At 27.5% G+C, this 19,318-nt stretch carries 19 protein-coding genes; 2 read left to right on the top strand and 17 right to left on the bottom strand.

Annotation, left to right across the window (positions count from 1 at the left end; translation table 11 throughout):
* Positions 1 to 41: 41 nt before the first annotated feature.
* The 11 genes from GFJ41_RS01445 to GFJ41_RS01395 all read right to left on the bottom strand — a co-directional run bounded on the left by GFJ41_RS01445 (position 42) and on the right by GFJ41_RS01395 (position 13,870).
* Positions 42 to 2,039 (bottom strand): penicillin-binding transpeptidase domain-containing protein, encoded by a 1,998-nt coding sequence (locus tag GFJ41_RS01445; RefSeq protein WP_170074418.1) that lies wholly within the window; start codon positions 2,037 to 2,039, stop codon positions 42 to 44.
* A gap of 113 nt (positions 2,040 to 2,152) precedes the next feature.
* The gene (locus tag GFJ41_RS01440; protein WP_226888348.1) at positions 2,153 to 2,791 is read right to left on the bottom strand and encodes a YitT family protein; all 639 of its coding nucleotides are present in this window, start codon (positions 2,789 to 2,791) and stop codon (positions 2,153 to 2,155) included.
* A 124-nt stretch (positions 2,792 to 2,915) separates the two neighbouring features.
* Positions 2,916 to 3,332 (bottom strand): hypothetical protein, encoded by a 417-nt coding sequence (locus tag GFJ41_RS01435; RefSeq protein WP_170074417.1) that lies wholly within the window; start codon positions 3,330 to 3,332, stop codon positions 2,916 to 2,918.
* Positions 3,333 to 3,418: 86 nt separating this feature from the next.
* Complete coding sequence (locus GFJ41_RS01430; RefSeq protein WP_025161264.1) at positions 3,419 to 4,288, bottom strand: methionyl aminopeptidase; 870 nt, start codon at positions 4,286 to 4,288, stop codon at positions 3,419 to 3,421.
* Between the two features lie 129 nt (positions 4,289 to 4,417).
* Positions 4,418 to 4,831 carry a SoxR reducing system RseC family protein gene (locus GFJ41_RS01425; protein ID WP_035117735.1) on the bottom strand — a complete coding sequence of 138 codons (414 nt, stop codon included), beginning with the start codon at positions 4,829 to 4,831 and terminating at the stop codon, positions 4,418 to 4,420.
* A gap of 110 nt (positions 4,832 to 4,941) precedes the next feature.
* Positions 4,942 to 7,119 (bottom strand): hypothetical protein, encoded by a 2,178-nt coding sequence (locus GFJ41_RS01420; protein WP_170074416.1) that lies wholly within the window; start codon positions 7,117 to 7,119, stop codon positions 4,942 to 4,944.
* A 158-nt stretch (positions 7,120 to 7,277) separates the two neighbouring features.
* Positions 7,278 to 9,455: a membrane protein gene (locus GFJ41_RS01415; RefSeq protein WP_035117733.1), complete on the bottom strand. Its 2,178-nt coding sequence runs from the start codon at positions 9,453 to 9,455 to the stop codon at positions 7,278 to 7,280.
* Between the two features lie 157 nt (positions 9,456 to 9,612).
* Entirely contained in the window at positions 9,613 to 10,992 is a 1,380-nt protein-coding gene (locus GFJ41_RS01410; RefSeq protein WP_170074415.1) for a C40 family peptidase, read from the bottom strand.
* Between the two features lie 288 nt (positions 10,993 to 11,280).
* Positions 11,281 to 11,844 carry a hypothetical protein gene (locus GFJ41_RS01405; RefSeq protein ID WP_035113667.1) on the bottom strand — a complete coding sequence of 188 codons (564 nt, stop codon included), beginning with the start codon at positions 11,842 to 11,844 and terminating at the stop codon, positions 11,281 to 11,283.
* An 85-nt stretch (positions 11,845 to 11,929) separates the two neighbouring features.
* Positions 11,930 to 12,442 (bottom strand): transcription repressor NadR, encoded by a 513-nt coding sequence (locus GFJ41_RS01400; protein ID WP_035113669.1) that lies wholly within the window; start codon positions 12,440 to 12,442, stop codon positions 11,930 to 11,932.
* Positions 12,443 to 12,532: 90 nt separating this feature from the next.
* On the bottom strand, positions 12,533 to 13,870 hold the full coding sequence (locus GFJ41_RS01395) for an AAA family ATPase (RefSeq protein ID WP_170074414.1): 1,338 nt from the start codon (positions 13,868 to 13,870) through the stop codon (positions 12,533 to 12,535).
* A 152-nt stretch (positions 13,871 to 14,022) separates the two neighbouring features.
* On the opposite strand from GFJ41_RS01395, the gene GFJ41_RS01390 reads away from it, so the two are divergent.
* Positions 14,023 to 14,772 carry a sulfite exporter TauE/SafE family protein gene (locus GFJ41_RS01390; RefSeq protein ID WP_035113671.1) on the top strand — a complete coding sequence of 250 codons (750 nt, stop codon included), beginning with the start codon at positions 14,023 to 14,025 and terminating at the stop codon, positions 14,770 to 14,772.
* Positions 14,773 to 14,816: 44 nt separating this feature from the next.
* Here the strand turns inward: GFJ41_RS01390 and GFJ41_RS01385 are convergent, their stop codons facing one another.
* From GFJ41_RS01385 to GFJ41_RS01365, 5 genes are all read right to left on the bottom strand, one after another.
* A complete protein-coding gene (locus tag GFJ41_RS01385; protein WP_035113673.1) occupies positions 14,817 to 15,092 on the bottom strand; it encodes a hypothetical protein in 276 nt (91 codons plus the stop codon).
* Positions 15,093 to 15,209: 117 nt separating this feature from the next.
* A complete protein-coding gene (locus GFJ41_RS01380; RefSeq protein WP_035113675.1) occupies positions 15,210 to 15,398 on the bottom strand; it encodes a hypothetical protein in 189 nt (62 codons plus the stop codon).
* Positions 15,399 to 15,451: 53 nt separating this feature from the next.
* Complete coding sequence (locus GFJ41_RS01375; RefSeq protein WP_035113676.1) at positions 15,452 to 16,132, bottom strand: hypothetical protein; 681 nt, start codon at positions 16,130 to 16,132, stop codon at positions 15,452 to 15,454.
* A gap of 61 nt (positions 16,133 to 16,193) precedes the next feature.
* On the bottom strand, positions 16,194 to 17,261 hold the full coding sequence (locus tag GFJ41_RS01370) for an ABC transporter permease (RefSeq protein WP_170074413.1): 1,068 nt from the start codon (positions 17,259 to 17,261) through the stop codon (positions 16,194 to 16,196).
* The gene (locus GFJ41_RS01365) at positions 17,261 to 17,977 is read right to left on the bottom strand and encodes an ABC transporter ATP-binding protein (protein WP_170074412.1); all 717 of its coding nucleotides are present in this window, start codon (positions 17,975 to 17,977) and stop codon (positions 17,261 to 17,263) included. Before GFJ41_RS01365 ends, GFJ41_RS01370 begins: the two co-directional genes overlap by 1 nt.
* Positions 17,978 to 18,131: 154 nt before the next feature.
* On the opposite strand from GFJ41_RS01365, the gene GFJ41_RS01360 reads away from it, so the two are divergent.
* Entirely contained in the window at positions 18,132 to 18,722 is a 591-nt protein-coding gene (locus GFJ41_RS01360; protein ID WP_170074411.1) for a TetR/AcrR family transcriptional regulator, read from the top strand.
* Positions 18,723 to 18,758: 36 nt separating this feature from the next.
* Here the strand turns inward: GFJ41_RS01360 and GFJ41_RS19590 are convergent, their stop codons facing one another.
* On the bottom strand, positions 18,759 to 19,310 hold the full coding sequence (locus GFJ41_RS19590; protein ID WP_170074410.1) for a sugar O-acetyltransferase: 552 nt from the start codon (positions 19,308 to 19,310) through the stop codon (positions 18,759 to 18,761).
* Between the last annotated feature and the right edge of the window lie 8 nt (positions 19,311 to 19,318).

Raw genomic sequence — 19,318 nt, 5'->3', positions numbered from 1 at the left:
ATACACTAGTTACACTAGAAATAGATTATTTTATTTTAATTTTATTTTTTTAGATAATACTCCATAATATTTTTTACTTTTACAGTAGGTATTTCACTACCACCTCTTCCTTTAACATTTTCTATAATCATAGATATAGAAAGTTTTCCTTCATCTGTATCTACACCTGCAAACCATCCATTTTCATTTGCGTTTGTATCATCCTTATCTTTTTTTAATTCAGCTGTACCTGTTTTACCAGCTATATTTATGCCCTCAATTTTAGCTGAGTGACCAGTTCCTTTAGGGTCATTTATTACAGCTGAAAAACAGTCTTTAAGTCTATCTACATATTCTGTTTTTATAGCTTGTTTATACACCTTAGGCTCTGATGATTTTGTTATATCTAGCTTTGGCATCATTATTTTACCATCATTTCCTAAACTTGAGTATATCATAGTCATATTTAAAGGAGTTGTTAAAACTTCTCCCTGTCCATATCCAGTTGCAGCCAATAATGATTTGTTATCTAGTTTTCCATTATTAGATATTTGTGATTTCTCTATAGGGTACCCAAATTTGATATCTTCTCCAATTCCAAAATTTTTAGCTCCATTGACAAAATCTTTTCCACCTATATTAAGTGCAGCTTTTGCAAAGTATATATTATCAGAATAAACTGTTGCGTCTTTTAAATTTACAGGCTTTCCTGGATCTGTAACTCTAGTAACATCATATTCTTCCCAAGTCTTACCTTTAATATCAACAGCTTCATCTGGGTCTATTTTTTTATCTTCAAGACCTATAGTAGCAGTTACTAACTTCATTGTTGATCCAGGTGAATATGCAGTTTTAAATCTTCTCTGTAATTGAGCATTATTATCAGCTTCCCATTTTGCCTTTTCACTCTTTGTTATGTATGTCATATAGCTATTTGGATCAAATGAAGGCGAACTTACCATTGCTAAAACTTCACCAGTTTTTGGATTTGTAGCTACACTTGCTCCTTTGTCATCTTTCATTTCATCATAAACCTTTTTTTGCAAATCAAGATCTATAGATAGTTTTACATCTTCTCCATTTTTTGCCTTCTTCTCAACTAAAACTTCCTTTTGACCATCAGGAGTTAATATGTATACACAGCCCCCATCTTCTGCTCTTAACTTATCTTCATATACTTCTTCTATTCCACCTATACCTATTTTACTATTTTCGTTATAACCTTTATTCTTCTTTTCTTTTAATTGTTCTTGAGTAATATTTCCAGTATACCCAATTAAACTACCTATTGCTTCTCCTCCATTATACACTCTAGCATTTTTAGTTGTTGTTATTTGAACTCCAGGTATTTGAACTAACTTTTCTATTTTTTCATTATCTGATTCTAATAAACTTACTATATCTACAGCATGATCTGGGTTTGTACTTGAATTTATTTTATTTTCAATGTAACTAGGACTTATATCTAAGATATTAGCCATATCAGTAATTTTGTTACTTTCACTTCCATCTTTAAATTTTTTCAAATCTAATTGTACTTGTTTTAGCTGTCCTTCTCCTGCAATTAAATTGCCATTTCTATCATAGATACTACCTCTTTTTCCTTTGTAAGAATCAGTGTCTATTCCTACCTTGTCCTCTTTTTTAAAATCCGGAAGTATTAATCCATAGTCCCAATTAACTTTATATCCTTTACCTTCCTTAATCATATCTATTTTAACCTTTGATGAGTCTATCTTCCCACCAAGCGTATCCATACTAACATTTAAGTAAGTATCTTTGCCTTCTTCTAATTCTTGATCTGATTTAGAAATTTTAATATTTTTAGCTTTTATACGAGTATATATATCTGTATATGTTTGTACAAAATCCTCTTTACTTATATTTTTTTGAGATTTTTCTGAAAGCATAGTATACATTTTTTCAAAATCTTGATTTTGCCAAGATTTATTATACTCATCCATTGCACTTTCAATTTTTGATTTTGAACTACACCCCACAATAAACATTGTACCTAACATTATTATTAAACTTACAGTTATTAATTTAAATTTCTTCAATATTTTTCCCCCGTTCTTTTGAATTGTCATATTTTGCATTTAATATTATGCCCACACTTAAATATACCCTAAATAGCAAAAAATAAGCACTTATTAATAAGTGCTTATTTTTTCTAAACTAATATAGTTTCTTCTTGTTCATCTTCTTTATCGCTATCTTCATCTTGATCTTCATCATTGTATATAATACTTATTATTTTCCCACTTATAGTAACTGCTATTAACGAAAATACTATCTGTTTAAAATCTAAATAAACTAATGACAAAAATAAAACTATACCATCACTTATCAAATATATATGATTAACTTTCAGTGGTGTAAATTTATTGCCTATAAGTGCTATTACATCATCGCCACCCGAGGCTCCACCACCTCTTACAACAAGTCCTACGCCTATTCCCACTCCTATTCCTGCTAATATACTTGCTAATAGCATATTGTGTTCAAGGTTTGGTACTAAAAATCCAATTCTCTCAAATGTATTATACATAGTTGAAAATGTAAATGTTGAAAGTATTGAGTATAGTAAAAATTTCTTACCAAAAAACTTTGTTCCTAATGCAAATAAAGATAAATCAATAACTAAACTAGTTAAAGATGGAGATATATCAAAAACATTTTTGATTAGTAATAATAATCCTAAAACCCCACCTTCTGTAACACTATTTTGGTAATTAAAGTTGTAACTTCCAAATGCTAATATTGTAGCTCCTATCATAATAGTTGCCACTTTTTTTAACTCTGACCGCAAAATATCACTCCTGTTAATTTTTTTAAGTTCCCCTTATTTAATTATATATATTTATTGAATATAATTCACTGATTTTTTAATTTTTATCTATAATTTAATATAAAAAAGACTTAATTTTAATTTATTAAGTCTTTTTTTTCTTTACTTTTGTTTTTTTTATATTTTTTCTTTTAGTTTTATTTCTAACCAGTATTGGAATATCATCTAATGTATCTTCTACATCTAGTACATCTAAAGCATCTGATTCTTCAGCTTGATTTGCACCAGATTGGGATAGCTCTATAGCTCTTTTAGTTCTTATCAATGCTAAATCTGCCGACACTTGACTCAAAAATACTATTAGAAGTGCTAAGTCTTCATCACTTAGCTCTTCCCCTATAGCATAGGCTATCGTAGACGATAAAATAACATAATCTGCATATGTATATCTAGACAAACCAACATTTTTCTTGGTGTTCTTGCATTTAATCTTTTGCTTATTAGCAGTAGTAGCATTATTAGAACTAGTAGTATTTGTTACTTTACTTTGATCTCTTGTCATAAATCACCTCTTTGAAAGTAACTTTATAATACTATAAATATGCATGATTTATTAGTTTTATTAGTTAATTATTACTTACTTTTCCTTTACTTCGCTATTATCTCTACTCCATCTTCTGTTACTAAAATCATATGTTCCCACTGAGCAGATAAAGAACCATCATCTGTATATGCAGTCCACTCATTATCAGCATCTATGTATAAATCATATCCGCCTTCATTTATCATAGGCTCTATAGTAAATATCATCCCAGGAGCTAATACCATTCCTTCTCCTTTTGATCCATAATGGAATACAAATGGGTCTTCGTGGAAACTTAATCCAATCCCATGACCTCCAAAATCTCTAACGACCGAATATCCATTTTTTTCAGCATGCTGTTGAATAGCAAAACCTATATCTCCTATATGTCCCCATGGCTTTACGGCCTCAATTCCCTTTTCTAAACATTCTTTTGTAACTTCAACTAATTTTTTAGCTTTTTCACTCACATTTCCTATCATAAACATTCTTGATGCGTCTGAAAAATATCCATTATATATAGTTGATACATCTACATTTATTATATCTCCATCTTTTAATACAACATCTTCACTAGGTATCCCATGGCAAATTTCAGAGTTTATAGATGTACAAACACTTTTTGGAAAACCTCCATATCCTAGAGGCGCTGGAATAGCACCTTGAGATACTGTATACTCATGTACTATTTTATTTATATCTTCAGTAGTCATACCTGCTTTAATTTTTTCCCCTACTAAATCTAATACTTCATTATTTATTCTTGCACTTTCTTTTATTTTTTCTATTTGGTCTTTATTTTTTATAATATCATGTGTTGGAACTTCATTTCCTGCTCTTTTTAAATCTTCTAGTTTCATATCAAATTCCATGTGACATTTTTTATATTTTTTGCCACTTTTGCACCAACACTCATCATTTCTATTTAAATTCATTAAATCATCTCCTTACTTATTCTATATTAAATTATACTACGTCATGTTAATAAATGCTAATAAATTTAAAAAAGAGACCTCCACATAGCTTTACCAAACTAACTATGGAATATCTCTTTTTACTATCATTTATAAAATTTTTATTATATCAGGTTTTATATTTATTTCGTCTTTATTTTTTTCTTTGTAATAATCTTTATATATTATAGCTATAGTACATATAATACAAGAAAACGTTACTTCATATAATAAGCTAGGTTGTTTTATTACTATCGCCATATAAAATCCAATTAATAATCCTAACAAAGCAAATATTATTGGCTGTATATACAATATATAAATTAACTTAAAAGATTTTATGTTGTTAAATTCTATGCAAACACATTGCCCTGGCTTAGCACCTATATAATTGTTTGCCGTTATTATATTATCTTTATTTCCTTGGTAATTTATAAGGTTTAAGCGTTTTTTGCTAGGTTCAATTTTAACTTTAGCACTATTTTCATTTGAGTACATAACTGTTCCTAATTTCTGCTTTTTCATAAAAACTCCCCCATTTTCTACCTAGTGCTTTTCATTTATTATAATTTATGATTTATTAGTCTAAGTTGTTACTTGATAAAAAAAAATAGCGTATAAAATACGCTATTTTTTTATTTTTCTTTTAAAACCACTTTATTAATTAAAAGTATTAAAAACGGGATAATTATATATAACATGGTTGTTGCTGCTGAAACTACACCTGAGTCATTTACCAGAAATGTTATTACGGCACCTGCTCCAATTGATATTAAGGCTTTTTTAATGTAACTACCTTCACTCATAATATCTTTAAATTCTTTTTTACAAGAAATTTTACTTATTATTAATCCTGCAATTCCAATATATATTATATATACCCATGAACTAGTTTGCATAAGTTGCATGTTCATAGAAATTTTTCTTCCAAAAGTCTCTATTATAGCTGCTGGACCACCAACTAATATTTGATTAATAAACAGTGCTAAATGCGACTCTGATCCACTAAGCATATCTATGGCTGCAAATCCAAAGACTACAAGCCCAACTGCTATAAACACAAATATAATTTTTCTAATATCTAGTTTTATATCAAATACAAGCATTGTAAATAATATTAATGCTAGTGTTGCTGATATAGCAGATCCTACATTTGCTCCCATTGCTGGAGTAGAACTTATAAACACTATGACAACAGATATAATCGGAACAAATATTTTTTTTAACTTTTTATCCATTATTAAAACAGTCATAGCTACTATTGAAGATCCTATTACAATACCTTCGTATTCATTTCCTATACCATAGTATCTAGCACCTACTATTGGATTATATGACATTACGCTATTTTGCATTAGATATGTTCCAAATACAGCATCAACTAAAATAGCTACAATAGTTAATGTTGCGTAAAATCCTATTTGCTTAAAATCTGTTTTAAATGCTAACTTTCCTATCCCATAAATAATCATTCCCATTAAAGCTATAGATGTGTATATACCTATCCTCGAATTTAAGTTTAAAATAGGACCTAATAAAAATGCTGCAGGCATTATTATTCCAAACTTATTTAACTCTTTAACTAGATAAAATACTCTATCTGTTTTCATTGAAAGTTTATTTTTTACTTTTTTTCTAAAAGTTAATAATATAATACTTAAAAGAAGTATTATAGATACAAAGTTTACAAAAAATTGAATTATCCCACTTCTAACACTAGCCATATTTACAATTTTTGAGTATTCATTCGTTATAAAATCTATATTTTTATCATTTTTTATATTATCTAATTTTCTACCTACCATTTTTTCTGATGTCAAATTGTAGTCTGAAAGTATACTTGCTCCAATATCTGAATTTCCTATTATACCGTATCTTCTAGTTGTTGCTGATGTTAATAATCCTTTATCACTTCCATCGAATTTAACAACAGGTGATAACCTTCTTTGATTTTTATAGTCTATATCTTTTGGAAATGCACTTATTATGTATACTTTATCATTTTCTCCAATAAGATTAAAAACTTCTTTTAGATATGAATCTATATTTTTATGTATTTGTCCTTCCATATCTTGATAAGTTTTTTCATTCAAATACTTTTTATATAAATCTAATCTATATGTATCCCCTAATTCTACAAACAATGTATCACTTTCATTGTAATATTTCTTTGTTTCCTTTTTTAGCTTTTCATAATCTGTACTTATACCAAAAGGCATCTTATCATCTTTTTTATTTATATTGTCGACATTCCCACTATCTACTCTACCATAGTTATCCATTGCCATTGCAGCAATATTTCTATTTAATTCCTCTGGTTTTGTTCCTATATCAGCATTTCCTAGCACAGATACGCTTAGTTTATTATCACTTAGGGCTTGCCCTAATGCTCCTAGTGTAGATCCATATTTACCTTTTTCTAAATTGTCATTTATAGATAAATTGATATCAACATCATTTACACCTTTTGACTTTTTCCCTGTGGCACTTTCATAAATTACACTATTGTCTTTATCCACATTTTTAAATCCTGAAAAATCGGTATCATATGTATTAACTCTTCCTCCAGCTCCAATACTTGCATAAGCTCTATTGTCACCGGTTCCTTGATCCCCTCTTATATTCATTAAAGCAACATACCCACGATTTTCTAATTCTTTTTTTAGAGTAGGTATTTCTAAAAAGTCAGATAAATTACTTCTATTCAAATCTATAACAATAGTTTTATGTTTACTATCAGCAAATATATTCGTCGGAATAATACATGCTAATATAATAATCATTGAAAATAATTTCTTTATTTTACAATTCACTCTTTTCACCTCCAAAATATATAATTTAATTATAAAGTATATTTTGCCTTTAAACTATATTATTCTCTAAATAATTTTTTATAATATGTTAACTTTATGTAAATATTTTTATGAATTTTATTAAACACAAAAAAAATAGCGTATACAGTACGCTATTTTTATCTTTCTTTAAATATAACTTTATTAATTAAGATTATTAAAAACGGTATAATTATATATAACATAGTTGTTGCTGCTGAAACTACACCTGAATCATTTACTAAAAATGTTACTATAGCTCCTGCTCCAATTGACACTATAGCCTTTTTCCCATAACTTTCATTTTTCATCATTTCTTTAAACTCTTTTTTGTAAAAGATGCTAGTTACTATTAAGCCTATAACACCTACGTATATTATATATACCCATGAACTATTTTGCATAAGCTGTATGTTCATAGAAATTTTTCTTCCAAATGTCTCTAAAATTGCGGTTGGCCCATTTACTAAAATTTGATTAATAAATAATGATAAATGAGATTCCGATCCACTTAGCATATCTATAGCTGCAAATCCTAATACAACCAATCCAGCTCCAAATAAAATTAAAATAGCTTTCTTAAAATCTATTTTCACATTAAATACAAGCATTGTAAATAATATTAATGCTACACTTTCTGAAATAGCAGACCCAACATTTGCTCCCATAGTTGGAGATGCACTAATAAATAAAATTATTAGTGATAATATTGGAACAATTATTTTAGGTAGCTTCTTATTTATAATTAAAATAGACATTGCAGCTATTGAAGATCCTATGATTATACCTTGATATTCATTTCCTATTCCATAGTATCTAGCTCCTACTATTGCATCATATGACATTATACTATTTTTCATTAAGTATGAACCTAATAGTGCGTCTACTATTATAACGAAAATTGATAAAGTTGCATAAAATCCAATTTGCTTATTATCTGATTTAAATATCAATCTCGAAATAAAGTATATAGCTAGAGTAAGTGCAAATATCGATAAGTAAATACCTATCTTAGTGTTAAAATTAAACATAGGTGCTAATAAAAATGCTACTGGCATTATTAGCCCAAATTTACTTAACTCTTTTAAAATATTAAATGCTTTTTTAATACTTTTATTATATTTATTTTCTAATTTTTTTCTAAATATTAGTAAAACTATACTTAATCCTAATACTATAGATGTAGAGTTTATAAAAAATTGAATTATCCCACTTCTAACATCTGAAATATTCACAATTTTACTATATTCTTTTTCGATAAAGTTTATATTATCTTCATTTTTTATATTCTCTAGTTCTCTTCCTACCATATTATTTGATGTTAAATTATAGTCTGCAAGTATTCCTGCTCCTATGTCTACATTTCCGATTACACCATCTCTTCTAGTTGTTGCTGATGTTAATAGACCTTTTCCAGTACCATCAAACTTTACAACAGGTGATAATCTTCTTTTATTCTTATAATCTATATCCTTAGGAAATGCACTCATTACATATACCGTGTCATTTTCATCTACAAGGCTAAATACTTCTTTTAAGTATTCATCTATATTTTTATGAATCTTCTTTTCCATAGATTTATATGTATTTTCATTTAAATATGGTTTATATAAATCTAGTCTATACGTATCTCCTAATTCTACAAATATTATATCACTTTTATCATATTGATTTTTTGTTTCATTTTTTAGCTTATTGTAATCTGTACTTAACCCAAATGGCATGCTATCATCTTTTTTATTTATATTATCTACATTACCACTATCTATTCTTCCATAGTTATCCATTGCCATTGCAGCAATATTTCTATTTAGTTCTTCTGGTTTTGTTCCTGTATCAGCATTTCCTAGTACTGATACACTTAAATCCTTTTTATTTAAAGTTTGACCCAATTCTCCCAATGTAGATCCATATTTTCCTTTATCTAAATTATCATTTATAGATAAATTAATGTCTGTATCGTTAACACCCTTTGCCTTTTTACCTGTAGCACTTTCATATGTAATTTTATTGTCTTTGTCTACATCTTTAAAACCTCTAAAATCTGTGCTATATGTATTCACTCTTCCCCCAGCTCCGATACTTGCATATGACCTATTATCCCCCGTACCTTGGTCACCTCTTACGTTCATCAATGCTATGTATCCTCGATTTTCTAATTGTTTTTTTAACGTCGGAATTTCTAGAAAATCTACAAAATTACTTCTATTCATATTTATAACAATAGTTTTATGATCGCTATTTGCAAATGCATTTATCGGTGTAATACAAATTAGCATTATAAGCAATAAAACTAAAGATGTTGCTTTTTTCTTCACTTCTCCACCTCCAAATTTATCTAAATTAATTATAAAATATATTTAAGTTTTACACTATAGTATTACCTTAAATAATAAAAAAATTCTGCGCAAAATTCACTTTAAAATTACGATAGGGAGATATTTTCCTTGAAAATATCTCCCTATAACCTAATACCTATAAAACTCTCTTTGCTTTAACATATGTGTTTTGCCAATATGATGAATTTATATTAGTAGTTTTTACAACATCATTTGAATTTGGAGCATGTATCATTTGTCCATTTCCTATATATATACCTACGTGGTTAACTCCTCCACTACCATCAGTACTTGAGAAAATTAAATCCCCAGGTTGTAATTGAGATTGGCTTATAGTAGTTCCTACATTAGCTTGCTCTCTTGATGTTCTTGGCATTTTTATTCCATGTTGTCCATATACATAATATACTAATCCAGAACAGTCAAAACTATTAGGTCCTTCAGCTCCCCATACATAAGGCTTTCCAAGTTGAGCTTTAGCTGTATTTATTATAGCTTGAGCCTTATTAGTTTCAGATGATCCACCACCTGAACCTTCAGAACCACCTGAACTTTCTCCGCCTTTACTTATGTAATCACTGCTTCCCCATCCTACTTGTCCATTTGATAATTTTACTTTGTACCATCCATTTGAACTACTTAATATATCTACAGTATTTCCTTTGTATGCTTTTCCTACTATTGAGTTACTTGTAGATGGTCCACTTCTTATATTTAAAGCACTTGCTGTTACTGTTCCTTTACCTGTTGATGGAGTCTCTGTTGATCCTCCTCCATTGTTAGATCCGTTATCTGAACCTCCAGATGTGCTTATATAATCTCCACTTGCCCATCCTATTTGTCCATTTGATAATTTTACTTTATACCATCCATTTGAACTACTTAATATATCTACAGTGTTTCCTTTGTATGCTTTTCCCACTATTGAGTTACTTGTAGATGGTCCGCTTCTTATATTTAATGTACTTGCTGTTACTGTTCCTTTACCTGTTGATGGAGTCTCTGTTGATCCTCCTCCACCTTGCCCAGATGTACTTATATAATCACTACTTGCCCATCCGATTTGTCCATTTTGAGTTTTTATTTTATGCCATCCATTTGAACTTTCTAATATAGTTACACTTTGACCTTTGTAAACCATAGTCACTTTACCATAGCTTGTAGATGGTCCACTTCTTACATTTAATGCATCCGCTGTTATTGTTCCTGTTTTTCCACTTGATGGAGTTTCTGAACTTGAATCTCCAGATACATTTATATATTTTCCGCTTCCCCAACCTGTTTTTCCATTTGAAAGCTTAACTTTGTACCATCCATTTGATGTTTCTAATATTTGTAATTTATCGCCTTTATAAGCATACCCCACTACTGAGTTGCTTGTTGATGGCCCACTTCTTATATTTAATGCACTTGCTGTTACTGTTCCTGTTTTAGCATTAGCAAATACAGCAGTTCCTGATAGCACTATACCTAAAGATGTTACTGATATAGCTGTTGCAATTTTTCTATCAATCATACTTAATCTCCCTTCTTTTTATAAAACTAAACCAAAGCAAATTTTCTAAATTTGTATTTTTTTTGTAACCTTTTGATCATATTTTATGTCCAAAATTTTACTTCTATATATATATTATCGGTTCAATATGAATTTTCTGTGAAATTATATATATTTTTCTACATTTACTTTAAATTTCCTATTATATTTTATATTATAACTTATTTTATACACATTTTTAACATATATATTAAATTTTTATATAAAAAAATAACAAGATTAGATAAAAAATCCAATCTTGTTATTTTTTTATGCTTTAACTGCGTCTATATTTTTTAATTCTTTAGGCATCACATTCCATATATAAACTGATAGCCCAAAGTCTAACATACTATGAATTATAGTTCCTACCCCTACTAATAATAAAACAGATGTTAAAAAACCTTGTTCGTAATATCCTTGAGATAAGCTTGACCCAAAATAAAATGGAATAACTACCAATACTTCACCTATTGCATGTAAAATCCCCATAATCAATGAAAATCCCATCGACGACTTTATGCTAGATATAACATTTTTGTTTTTCTTTAAATAAAGAGATCCAAAACTTACAAATACTAAATGGCTAAATGCCCTCGCTACTACAACTATCGGAAATCCTCCTAATAAAAATCCTATCGTTGTACCCAATGTAACAAATATTGCAGTGCTTGGTGAAATAAACATTGCTATAAATATAGCAACATGGCTAGCTAATGTAAATGATGCAGGTTCTAAAATTAGCTTAATTGGAGAAAACATAGGTATTATAATTCCTAAAGCACATAATAGAGCTGACATAACAACAGCTTTTGTATTGATTTTGCTATTCATAAAAAATCCCCCTATACATATGTAATTATAGGTGTCTTTACACCTGTCATTATAAGTGTATAGTCATACAACTTTTTTGTCAACTCTATAATAAATAATCTTTTTCCTTTAATGCTTTTATTACACTATCTAAAACTTCCTCATTTTCACATTTTATAGTATGAAGATGAACTCCATCAGTTAATTGTGATAATGGATTAGTTGTATCTTCACCTAATTTTTTCATAAATTCTCTTATATCTCGTCTAGATGATACATGTAAATTGCCAGTTAGCTGACCATATACACTATGTTCAACTATAACATTTAATACAGTTGCTCCTTCATCTACAATTATATTAAGTTCATCCTCGATAAATTCTTTAGAATGTCTACATGCTATTGTCTTTATTAAACTATTTTCACATGCTTCCTCATTTAATATATATCCTTTCGGAGTTGATACAATATTTATACCTGTAGCTCTTATTAATGCAACATCAGAAACTATAAGTTGTCTACTTACATCTAAAATTTTAGACAAATCTGAACCACTCACTGGTTTTGATGAATTCTTCAAAATTTCTATAATCTTTTCTCTTCTTTCATTACCATTCATAATAAACTCTCCTTTTTTATATTCCTGTACTATATTATAACTTACTATATAAAATAAAAAATCCCTGATATTTATCATATAAGGGATTTTTTAATCATCAAATAATTTTTTAATTATATCATTTATATAGCTTTTCTCTTTATTTGTCATATAGCTTCTTATTAAAGGTTCTATATCTCTTTTTATTACTTGCCTATACCAACTGTCCACTATATACTCATCAATTTTACTAGATAACATAAAATAACTTTGTCCTATCTTATAGTTTTTGCCTAAATCTTCATCTTCATCTATTATCTTATTCAATTTGCTCATATTACAGACTACTTGGTCTGCCATCTCTACACCTAAACATTCTCCAAGGTAATTTCTAAAGTCTATATTTTCAAAAACAGGTTCTATATCTATAAATCCAAACCTTCTTCTTAATGGATAACCTATGTCTTTTAGATTTTTATCAGCAGTATTTAATGTTGCTATTATATAAACATTGTCTGGAATATAAAAACTCTCATCACTCTCGCTATAAATAAGTTTGATAGAATTTTCTTTTCCCCTTTTGTTATTTTCGATTATAGAGTTTATTTCTCCAAATATTTTATTGGCATCAACTCGATTTATTTCATCTATTATAAAGTAATGCTTATGCTCCGGATAAGACTGAGCTTTTTTTATAAAATCATAAAATACCCCATTTTTTATATAGTCTTCTCCATCTTTTCCCTTTTTATATCCTCTTACAAATTCTTCATAGGTATAATTTTCATGAAATTGAACCATTTCTATATTTGAATTATCTCTGTTCCCTTGATGAAAATAGCAAATTCGCTTTGCTATAAATGTTTTTCCAACACCTGAAGGGCCCTGCAATACTATATTTTTTTTAAAGTCTAAATTAAAAATTATATCATCTAAAACTTCTTCTTCCATAAAAACTTCTCTTAATAATTCTGTTTTTGTATATCCAAAATTCCCAGCAAAGTTGAATATTGCATCTACGTATTTTTCTACTATTTTTTCTATGGCTGATTTAAACTTTAGAAATGCATGCAGATATAATTTTCTATACTCCATAAGTTCATTGAAATTGTCAACATCTATTTCAAATCCCATTCTAACCCAATCTTTATTTTGCTTTCTTTCACTTATACCAAGCTCATATCCTACTTTTCTTGATATAAACTCATTTTTTTCATAGTAAATATCTTTTAAAAATTGAGCCCCTTCTGCATCTCTTGACTCTATGTATAATCCTAATTGTTCTTCTTTCCTAAAATATTTAAATACATAATATATGGGTTGCCCTAATATTTTACCACTAGAAAAGTAATCTCTTTGCTGGCTATAACTTACATCTACATCTGCTTTATTTTCTATATCTATAGATAGTTTTGTTAAGAAATCTATAACTATATCTCTAGCCACCATAATCACTCCCCTTTACCATATATTATACCTTAGTAAAATATATGAGCTCTATTTGATTAATATGATTGTGATTTAATATTAATCAGCCTAATTACATTTGTATTTCTTTTATATTATAATAATTATAAATAAATTTTACTGTTGGAGGAATTATGCTTACAATTTTATTTCTTTGTCTTGGTGGTTTTTTAGCTGCTTTCGTTGATTCAATAGCAGGTGGTGGTGGCTTAATAAGTATGCCCGTTTTATTAATGGCAGGTCTTCCCGCTCATTTAGCTCTTGGAACCAATAAGTTTGCAGGTGCTTTTGGTTGTTTTTCTAGTGCATACAAGTATTCAAAGTCAGGTAAAACTAATATCGAGTTATTAAAAAAATTAATTCCATTTACAATTTTAGGGTGTCTCCTAGGTGTTAAATGTGTTTTATCTATAAGTGAAAATATTTTAAATATTTTAGTTTTTCTTATGATACTAATAGTTGCACTATATACATATTTAAAGAAGGATTTAGGTAAGGAAGATAAATTCGAAAACCTTAGTAAAGAAAACATAAAAAAAGGAATTATTATGGCTTTTGCCTTAGGTTTTTATGATGGGTTTTTTGGACCTGGCACAGGTACATTTCTAACATTTGCTTTTATAAAAATTTATGGATTTGATTTTTTACATGCATCTGCAAATACTAAAATTTTAAATTTTACAAGTAATTTTACAGCACTTATATTATTTATGTTTAGTGGTCAAATACTTTACAAAGTAGCAATTTTTTATGCTATTTCTATGGTATTAGGTGGATATATAGGAGCTAAAGTAGCTATAAATAAAGGATCTCAACTAATAAAACCAATTTTTTTATTTATGGCTGTAGCTGTGGCTATAAAGCTTCTTTACCAAGCATTTTAATAAATAAAAGCTGTATAACTTTTATGTTATACAGCTTTTATTTATTATTTCACTTCTATTATATAAACTTGAGTTTGTGGTGGTATACTCATAGTCATTACATTAGAATGAAAAGCTACGATTTTATCACCTATCTCTAAATCATCTATGCTTATTTCATTATATTCACAATCAAGAATTAATGTTTGATCACTATAAATAAGCTTAGTGAAAGTATATATATCTTTTGGATTTGTAGCTATTGTTATAAACTTATATGGTTGACCCTTGATATTACTTATATCAACTATATTTCCAAATTTATAATTTGCATACTTCATAAAAATTCCTCCTAAGAAAGGTTACTCAATTTATTATCTTTTATATATTATGATTTACATTGAAAATATGTTAATATAGCATGTAAAAAAGTACAATGCAAATGCATTGTACTTTTTTTAATATGTTCCCTTTTTTTCTATCTTATCATATAATTTTTCATCTTTAGTTTTACTTGACCCTGAGTTTCTAGCCCCTATTTTTTTACCATCTACTATTCCAATTTCAGACCCATGTTCAAATAAAACTTTTCTTTTTTCTGCATTAGTTTTTGGTCTATCTTTATGTCTATTTTTATTATTTTTCATGATAAAATCCTCCTCGATGATAAGTGTATTTCATATTTAATTTAACCAAAAACTTAGTTCATATTCTGATTATATGCAATTTCTTGACTTTCAATAATCTTTATCATGCTCATATTATTTTTTTCATCAACTTCAAATCCATACTTCCTATAAATTTTATTTAAAGATTCTTGTGTTATTATACTTTTAGAAGGTATTGCTACTCCCTCTATTCTCTTTATATAGTTAAACGTGTATTCTTCAAAATAATGATTATATAAGTCTAATTTTATATTTATTTTTTTCACTATATAATCTAGATTTTCTAATATTATCTTTCCATACCCATTATTGGGTTTTCCTGATGTAAATTCCTTTATATAAAGAATTCCACCATCTTCCAAGTTATAATAACTACAATCCATATATGTCTCTTTAGCATCACCTATGAATACTCTTATATCTATAGGCATATAAATTTCCATATCATTTTTACTTAATTTTATTGCCAAGCAAACTATCCTATTTAATTTATCATTTTTAACTTCAAGTATTATATCTTCTTCTGTTTTTAAATATTTTTTTAATTTTTTAATAAGCTTGACATAATAATTATAAGTAGTAATAATTTGTTTATTTTCTTTATTTATTTCTTTTGTGGATATAGTCTTTAATTTACTTTTTTTTATAGATTTAATATCTTTAGAATTTAAGTTCAATTTCATTTCATCTATCTTATGCAATAAATCTTCCATAACCCCTCCACATATAAAACTTCTTTATTAGTTTTTATATGTGGAAAGTTATACTTTATTACTATATTTTTCTATATCTCTTTAATCCAAATATATTAAATGTATATAAAACTATTATAAATATTATTAAAATAATACAATCATTATATATATTATAAAAATTAAAACCTTTTACAAAGATACCACTTAGAGCACTTGCTCCATAGTATAGAGGCATTATTCTAGCTATATTTTGCAGCCACATACTCATACTTTCTATAGGTATTAACCCCGTGAAAAATATTTGAGGAACTATTATTATAGGTATAAACTGCATAATTTGAAACTCTGAATTAGCAAATGTAGATAAAAGAAGTCCTAATGATAATGCTACAAGAGCAATTAATATGTTTACTATAACTACTAATGATATGCTTCCTTCAATAGTTATATTCAATACATAAATAGAAAATAAAACTATTAATATAGTTTGTATTACAGCAAATATTCCATATCCAATTAAATATCCTAATACAATTTCACTTCTTTTTATAGGAGTAGATAATAGTCTATCTAGTGTACCTGTTGTTCTTTCTTTTAATAAAGATATTCCTGAAACTAAAAACACAAAGAAAAATACAAAGAATCCAATAAGTGTAGGACTTAAAGTATCAAAATATGTTAAGTCTTCATTTGAGTATACATAACTTGAGTTTATCGATATTTTATTACTTTCTCCAATGTTTTTATTAATTTTTGAAGAAATTTTTAAAAATTCATCTTTTAATATAGTTGATTGTACTTTTGCTTTAATTTCTTTTGTATTTATTGGTGAACTATTTTCATATGTTATTTCTAATTCATTATTATTTTTAACTATAAACGCATCTAGATTTTGATTTGTTATTTTATTTTTAATATTATTTTTATCACTGTAATCTTTTATATTAAGATCTGCATCTTTAAGTGATTCATTAAACTCTGATGATGTATTATAAACCCCTACATTTAATAAATTTTCTTCATTAGAGTTAAATAAAAAATAAACTAAAGTCATAACAATCATAGGTGCAACCATCATAAGTGCTAATGTTCTTTTATCATGAATGGTTTGTTTTATTATTCTTATTATAATAGCTTTTACCCTCATTAAATTTCACCTCCTATTTTTAAGAATATATCCTCAATAGTATCTACTTTAAATTCATCCTTTAATTTACTAGGTGTTCCATTTGCTATAATTTTACCATTTCTTATTAATGCTAACTTGTCACATCTTTGAGCTTCATCCATTACGTGAGTTGTTATTATTATGGATTTCCCATTTAATTTTAATTTATTTAGCTCATTCCAAATACTAAGTCTAAGTTTAGGATCAATTCCTACAGTAGGTTCATCTAGTATTAAAATCTTTGGGTCCTGTATTAATGATATAGCTAATGATAACCTTCTTTTCATACCCCCTGAATAATATTTAACCTTTTTATTTAAATCATTTTGCATATTAACTAAATTTGATACATACTCTATTCTTTTATTTATCTCATACTTATTTATTGAAAATATTTTAGCAAAAAATTCTAAGTTTTCGTTACCAGTCAAATCCTCATATAGAGCATCAGATTGAGCCATATATCCAATACTTTGCAATACGTTTCTATTTGGTATTTTCTTTCCTAATATGAATACTTCTCCACAAGTAATTTTTTCCATACCTATAATAGATTTTATAAATGTACTCTTTCCAGACCCAGATGGTCCTATTAATCCTAAGATTTCTCCCTCTTCAATTTCTAAACTTACATTATCAAGAATTTTAATTTTAGAAATTTCCTTAGTAATATTTTTTACTTTAACAATACTCATGTTAACCTCCTTTTAATCGACACAGTGTTGATTAATCCTTATATTATAATTATAATTAAGTCATAATATATAACAATAATTAAAAACTCTCGATGTGTTTATTATTAAACACATTTCATGATTTTGTTGATTATATTTAGTTTAGGAGGCTATTATGGATAGAAGAATTTTAAAAACTAGAAGTGTAATTAAGGACTCTTTAACAGTATTAATGAAAGAAAAACCATTTGATAAGATTACTATAAAAGATATTACTGACAAAGCTAATATTAACAGAGCTACTTTTTACCTACATTACATGGATAAATACGATTTATTAGAACAAAGTCAAAATGATATATTAAACGAAATAAGAGAAGTATTAGCTGATGCATTTAAAATATTTAACCCTCAATCTTTACCCATACAAGATGCAACTACTATAATTCCTTTTTTAAGCTGCGTTTATGAATGTATAGGTAAAAACTCTGACTTTGTAAAAGTTATACTAGGCGGAAATGGAGACTTAAATTTTCAATTGAAGTTTAAAAGTCTAATCGAAGAATTGATAAAAAAAATATCTGTAATAAAAACTCCAGATGCATTTTGTATCCCTCTAAAATATTTAATTGAAACAGCAACATCAATGCATATTGGAATTATATCCAGATGGCTTGAAGATGGAATGATTGAAACCCCTTCTGAGTTAGCTTGTATAACATCTAATATTATAGTTTCTGTTTCTAATTCAGTTATAAAAAATTAAACGGCTATCTCATAAGATAGCCATTTAATTTTTTATTTAAATATTTTTAATTACTTTACACGGATTTCCTACAGCTACACAATTAGATGGTATATCTTTTGTAACAACACTACCAGATCCTATAACAGCATTATCACCTATGGTTACACCTGGATTTATTATAGCACCCCCGCCTATCCATACATTATCTCCTATTGTTACTGGAGATCCATATTCGATTCCTGAAATTCTTAATTTAGGATCTATCGGATGATAGGCTGTGTATATTTGAACATTTGGAGCTAACATAGCATTTTTACCAATTTTAATTTCGCATACATCTAACATTATACAATCAAAATTAGCATAAAAATTTTCACCTAAATGTATATTGTAACCATAATCGCATTTAAAACTTGGTTCTATATATACATTTTCCCCTGTAGATCCAAGTAATTTTCTTAAAATTTCATTTTTTGTATAATCATCAGTCTCTATAGTTTGATTATATAATCTTGTTAATATCCTAGCTTTTTGTCTATCTTTTACTAGCTCTGGATCAGATGCAATATACGCATCTCCTTTTAGCATTTTTTCTTTTTCAGTCATATAAATAC

The organism is Paraclostridium dentum (assembly GCF_012922555.1).
GTDB lineage: Bacteria > Bacillota > Clostridia > Peptostreptococcales > Peptostreptococcaceae > Paraclostridium > Paraclostridium dentum.
This window is presented reverse-complemented; position numbering and strand designations above follow the sequence as displayed.

Coding starts and splice junctions, on each gene's coding strand:
- GFJ41_RS01435 (WP_170074417.1), bottom strand. CDS start 3,332: ATGACAAGAGATCAAAGTAAAGTAACAAATACTACTAGTTCTAATAAT.
- GFJ41_RS01430 (WP_025161264.1), bottom strand. CDS start 4,288: ATGAATTTAAATAGAAATGATGAGTGTTGGTGCAAAAGTGGCAAAAAA.
- GFJ41_RS01425 (WP_035117735.1), bottom strand. CDS start 4,831: ATGAAAAAGCAGAAATTAGGAACAGTTATGTACTCAAATGAAAATAGT.
- GFJ41_RS01410 (WP_170074415.1), bottom strand. CDS start 10,992: ATGATTGATAGAAAAATTGCAACAGCTATATCAGTAACATCTTTAGGT.
- GFJ41_RS01405 (WP_035113667.1), bottom strand. CDS start 11,844: ATGAATAGCAAAATCAATACAAAAGCTGTTGTTATGTCAGCTCTATTA.
- GFJ41_RS01400 (WP_035113669.1), bottom strand. CDS start 12,442: ATGAATGGTAATGAAAGAAGAGAAAAGATTATAGAAATTTTGAAGAAT.
- GFJ41_RS01395 (WP_170074414.1), bottom strand. CDS start 13,870: ATGGTGGCTAGAGATATAGTTATAGATTTCTTAACAAAACTATCTATA.
- GFJ41_RS01390 (WP_035113671.1), top strand. CDS start 14,023: ATGCTTACAATTTTATTTCTTTGTCTTGGTGGTTTTTTAGCTGCTTTC.
- GFJ41_RS01385 (WP_035113673.1), bottom strand. CDS start 15,092: ATGAAGTATGCAAATTATAAATTTGGAAATATAGTTGATATAAGTAAT.
- GFJ41_RS01380 (WP_035113675.1), bottom strand. CDS start 15,398: ATGAAAAATAATAAAAATAGACATAAAGATAGACCAAAAACTAATGCA.
- GFJ41_RS01375 (WP_035113676.1), bottom strand. CDS start 16,132: ATGGAAGATTTATTGCATAAGATAGATGAAATGAAATTGAACTTAAAT.
- GFJ41_RS01370 (WP_170074413.1), bottom strand. CDS start 17,261: ATGAGGGTAAAAGCTATTATAATAAGAATAATAAAACAAACCATTCAT.
- GFJ41_RS01365 (WP_170074412.1), bottom strand. CDS start 17,977: ATGAGTATTGTTAAAGTAAAAAATATTACTAAGGAAATTTCTAAAATT.
- GFJ41_RS01360 (WP_170074411.1), top strand. CDS start 18,132: ATGGATAGAAGAATTTTAAAAACTAGAAGTGTAATTAAGGACTCTTTA.
- GFJ41_RS19590 (WP_170074410.1), bottom strand. CDS start 19,310: ATGACTGAAAAAGAAAAAATGCTAAAAGGAGATGCGTATATTGCATCT.